The sequence below is a fragment of the Longimicrobium sp. genome (assembly GCF_036387355.1).
Lineage (GTDB): Bacteria > Gemmatimonadota > Gemmatimonadetes > Longimicrobiales > Longimicrobiaceae > Longimicrobium.
Window position 1 is genome coordinate 1 of record NZ_DASVTX010000544.1, and the last position, 4,715, is coordinate 4,715.

Below are 4,715 nucleotides of genomic sequence, written 5' to 3' on the forward strand. Positions count from 1 at the left end.
CGCCTTCAGCCAGCGGCCGGTGGGCAACGGGCTGTTCCGCTTCGGGCAGTGGCAGAAGGGGCAGCAGCTCATGCTGACGGCCAACCCCGACGCGCCGGAGGGCCGCCCCTCGCTGGACCGCATCGTCATCCGGCTGATCCCCGAGCCCACGGCGCGGCTCACCGAGCTGATGAACGGCAACGGCGACCTGGCCAAGGTTCCCGCGCACCAGTACGGCGAACTCAAGAACGCGCGCGGCGTCAAGCTGTACACGGCGGCGCAGGTGCGGCCGGGGTGGATCGCCTTCAACACGCAGAAGGCGCCGGTGAACGACGTCAACGTTCGCCGCGCCATTCTGATGGGGGTGAACCGGCAGGGGATCGTCAGCGGGCTGTTCGGGGAGCAGGGCAAGGCGGCGCTCACCCCCATTCCGCCGCTGATCGACCCGGCGGCGGGCGCGGTGCGCCCGATTGCGTACAACGCCGCGGAGGCGGGGCGGCTGCTGGACCAGGCGGGGTGGCGCGACACCAACGCCGACGGCATCCGCGACAAGGGCGGGCAGCCGCTCACCATTCAGGTGGAGTTCAGCGCGGCGGACCCGGTGCGCGGCGACATGCTGGTGGCCATGCAGGCGGAGCTCAAGAAGATCGGGGTGAACCTGCAGCCGCGTCAGTACGAGCGCACCACGTGGGTGGAGCGGCTGCGCGGGCGTGACTTCACCGCCTCGTTCTGGGGATGGGGATGGGGCCCGGGGGTGATGGGGCCCAACGCGGAAGCCATCTGGCACTCGCGCAGCATTCCGCCCAAGGGGCCAAACTTCGCGGGGTACAGCAATCCCCGGGTGGATGCGCTGATCGACTCCGTGCTGGTGGAGAACGACACCACCGCCGCGCGCGGCATGTGGACGCGCATGGAGCAGATGGTGATCGACGACGCGGTGTACGCGCCGATCTTTCTGGACCCGGAGTTCTACGCCGCGAGCGAGCGGTTCGCGAACGTGAAGTTCCGGGGCCCGGAGTGGTGGGAGGACGTGATCTTCTGGTCCGTCCCCGAGAACCGCCGCATCGGCCGCGACCGCACCCGCTGACCGTCCTCCTGACAGAAAGCGGCCCTCCCCACTGGCGGGGAGGGCCGCTTTTGCTGCGCGCCTCAGACAATGTTAACCCCGTCTCTCACGGAGGTCACAGGGTTGCACGGAGGTCACGGAGAAGGCAACAGCAACATCAAAGAGCGCAGAGACACGGAGACAGAATACAAAGGGAGACGGTTTCGTCGTTCTCTCCGCGCTCCGGCGTGATGCCCTTCTGTTCCACCGTGAACCTCCGTGCCCTCCGTGAGAGATGCGGTTGCTTCAGTTCGCGCGAGTGACCGCGGTGGACTCGGAAGTCAGGGGCGGATTGCGGAAGCCGTGCTTCTTGTTCAGGTAGTAGTCGGCGATCCGCGCCCCCACGGGCGCCGCGGCGTGCGCGCCGCTCTCGCCGAACTCCACGATCACCGTCACCACGATCTCCGGCTGCCCGCCGCGCGGCCCCGCGAACCCGGCAAACCAGGCGTGCGGACGCTTGGGATCTTCGGTGTTCTGCGACGTTCCCGTCTTGCCGTACAGCTTCCACCGGGTGAGCTCCACGGCGTGCGCGGTGCCGCCCTCCTCCACCACCGCCGCCATCCCCTCCCACACCGAGGCCAGCGTCTGCCGGCTGATCCCCAGGTTGGTTTCCACGGGCGCCTCGGCGTTCATGAGGATGTGCGGGCGGCGCGCCGTGCCGCTGCCCGCCATGGCCGAGTAGAACTGCGCCATCCGCAGCGGCGTCTGCGAGTTGGGGCCCTGCCCGATGGACAGGTTCATCACCTCGCTGGGCGGCGGGCGCCAGCCGAAGCGGTTCACGTACCAGTCGCGCCCGGTGGGAAAGGTGCCGCTCTTTTCACCCGGCATGTCGATCCCCGTGGACCGGCCAAAGCCCAGCCGCGTGCCCTCGCGCGTGAGGTTGTCCAGCCCCAGCCGGATGCCCAGCTGGTAGAAGTACACGTTGCAGGAGTTGGCGATGGCCCGGATCAGGTTCTGCGGGCCGTGGCCCTCGCGCTTCCAGCAGCGCGAGTAGCGGCCGGCGTACGCCATGCCGCCCACGCACTGCACCGGCATTACGTAGTCGGGGGTAATGACGCCGCGCTCCAGCCCCACGATGGCCGTCGCCAGCTTCCACGTGCTCGCGGGCGGATAGACGCCCGCGACCGCGCGGTTCACCATGGGCCGCGCGGGGTCGCTGTTCAGCCGCGTCCAGTCCGCCGCGTTCACGCCGCCCACGAACAGGTTGGGGTCGTAGGTGGGGGCGGAGTACATGGCCAGGATCTCGCCCGTGGAGGGCACCATGGCCACCACCGCGCCCTTCATCCCCGCGGGAAACACCTGCTGGGCGTAGCGCTGCAGGTCCAGGTCCAGCGTGAGCTTCATGTCGGCGCCCGGCTTGGGCGCCTCGCTGACGGCCGGGGCAAAGCGGCCCAGCACGCGGCCGCGCGCATCCACCTCGATGTACTGCGCGCCCGCGGTGCCGCCCAGGGCGCGCTCGTACTGCCGCTCCACCCCCGTCTTGCCGATGTGCTGCCCGGCGCGGTAGCCCTCGAACTCCTTGCTGCGGAGCTCGCGGTCGTTGATCTCCAGCACGTAGCCCACCACGTGCGCCACGGCGGAGCCCGCGGGGTAGCGGCGCACGGGGTGCGGGTTCAGCATCACGCCGCGGATCTGGCCGCGGCGCTCCTCCAGCCGCGACACCTGCTCAAAGGTCAGGTTGCCCAGCACCCGCACCGGCTTGCCGCGGCTGGTGCGCGCGGCGCGCACGGCCTGCTCCACGGCGGCGGTGTCCAGCCCCAGCAGCGGGGTGACCGCGGCCAGGCGGGCGCGCACGGCGTCGGCGGGGCCGGGCTCCACCAGCAGGTCGTAGCCGGTCACCGTTTCGGCGACCAGCTTGCCGTTGCGGTCCGTAATGGCGCCGCGGGGCGCGGCGATGGGCAGCACCTCGAAGCGGTTGTCGTCGGAGCGCAGGACGAACTCGCTGTTGCGCAGCACCTGCGTGCGAAAGAACGCGGAGCCCAGCAGCCCCAGCGCCATGAACACAAAGAGCACGCCGCCCAGGGCGCGCTGGCGGCGGGAGTGCGGGTGAAACGGGTCCGCGGGGCGGGCCGAGAATTCCTGAAAGCGCGACATCCGGAGCCGGATCGGCAGAAACAGCAGGGAGGGGGACCGCGTAAAGGTATATCGGCAAATGGCTTTGCGCCAGACGGAACATCCCCCGAACATCCGGGGCGAAGGGCTGGCGTCGACAAACTCTGCGCATGTCCCCTTGCGCATTTTCGCGAGGCGGGTATCTTGCGCGCATCCACGCCCGAAACGTCACTCTACCCACGCCGCCTCCGCGGCACGCGACTTGACGTTCGTTCCCGGCGCGGAACCCAACCCGAAAACGCGCGGCTCCTCCGTTTGAACCCGGCCCTCCGCCGGTGTGCCTCCGCGTTCCGGAAGACCAAACCAGAACACCTGCATGAGCCTTTCCACCCAACCGTCCGCCGCGGCGAGCACCGCCGCCGCGCCGCTTCCCACTGCGGACGGCATCCTTGAAATTCTGCCCAGCGGCAGCGGCTTTCTGCGCACCTACGCCCACGGCTACCAGCCGGCGGACGGGGACGTCTTTGTATCGCAGTCGGTGATCCGCCGCCTGGGGCTGCGCACCGGCGACCGCATTACGGGCACCACCGGCACGCCGCCGGGGCGCGGCAAGAGCCCGCCGCTGGACGACGTGACGGCGGTGAACGGGCTGGACCCGGCCCGCGCCCGCAGCCGCGCCGACTTCGGCTCTCTTCCCGCCTCGTACCCCGACGAGCGGCTCAAGCTGGAAATCACCGAGGCGGCCCCCTCCCGCTCCCGCCGCGACTTCACCAACCGCATCATCGACCTGATCGCGCCGCTGGGCAAGGGACAGCGCGCGCTGATCGTGGCCCCGGCCAAGGCCGGCAAGACCACGGTGCTGCAGGCCATCATGCGGGGCGTGTCGGTCAACTATCCCGACGCGGCGCTCATGGTGCTGCTGGTGGACGAGCGGCCGGAAGAAGTCACCGAAATGCAGATGCTGGGGATCGGCGAGGTGATCGCCAGCTCCTTCGACTGCCCGGCGGAGCGTCACGTGGCCGTTGCCGAGATCGTGCTGGAGCACGGGCGGCGGCTGGTGGAAAGCGGCCGCGACGTGGTGATCGTGCTGGACTCGCTCACCCGCCTGGCGCGTGCCTACAACACCACCGAGCGCGGCACGGGCAAGCTGCTGAGCGGCGGCATCGACAGCGGCGCGCTGGAAAAGCCCAAGCGCTTCTTTGGCAGCGCGCGCAAGGTGCGGGGCGGCACCGGCAGCCTCACCATCATCGCCACCGCGCTCATCGACACGGGGAGCCGTGGCGACGAGGTGATCTTCGAGGAGTTCAAGGGCACGGGCAACAGCGAAATCGTGCTGGACCGCACCCTGGCCGACAAGCGGATCTTTCCCGCCATCGACGTGGAGAAAAGCGCCACGCGCCGCGAGGAAATGCTCTTTCCGCCGGAGCAGATCGACAAGATCCACCAGCTGCGCCGCGCGCTGCACTCGCTTTCGCCCGAGGACGCCATTCAGCTGCTGATGAAGCAGATGGACGGCACGGCGAGCAACGACGAACTGGTGTCGCGCCTGCGCTGACCGCGCGGGGCGGCCGGACGGCGA

3 protein-coding genes are annotated in these 4,715 nt (G+C 69.7%); 2 read left to right on the forward strand and 1 reads right to left on the reverse strand.

What is annotated here, in order from left to right; translation table 11 throughout:
- On the forward strand, positions 1-1,066 hold a 1,066-nt coding region (locus VF665_RS23440), incomplete at its 5' end, for an ABC transporter substrate-binding protein (RefSeq protein ID WP_331055909.1).
- Between the two features lie 264 nt (positions 1,067-1,330).
- Here VF665_RS23440 and mrdA read toward each other — a convergent pair.
- Complete coding sequence (gene mrdA / locus VF665_RS23445) at positions 1,331-3,178, reverse strand: penicillin-binding protein 2 (RefSeq protein WP_331055910.1); 1,848 nt, start codon at positions 3,176-3,178, stop codon at positions 1,331-1,333.
- Between the two features lie 334 nt (positions 3,179-3,512).
- On the opposite strand from mrdA, the gene rho reads away from it, so the two are divergent.
- Positions 3,513-4,691 carry a transcription termination factor Rho gene (rho, locus tag VF665_RS23450; protein ID WP_331055911.1) on the forward strand — a complete coding sequence of 393 codons (1,179 nt, stop codon included), beginning with the start codon at positions 3,513-3,515 and terminating at the stop codon, positions 4,689-4,691.
- Positions 4,692-4,715: the final 24 nt, after the last annotated feature.

Coding starts and splice junctions, on each gene's coding strand:
- mrdA (WP_331055910.1), bottom strand. CDS start 3,178: ATGTCGCGCTTTCAGGAATTCTCGGCCCGCCCCGCGGACCCGTTTCAC.
- rho (WP_331055911.1), top strand. CDS start 3,513: ATGAGCCTTTCCACCCAACCGTCCGCCGCGGCGAGCACCGCCGCCGCG.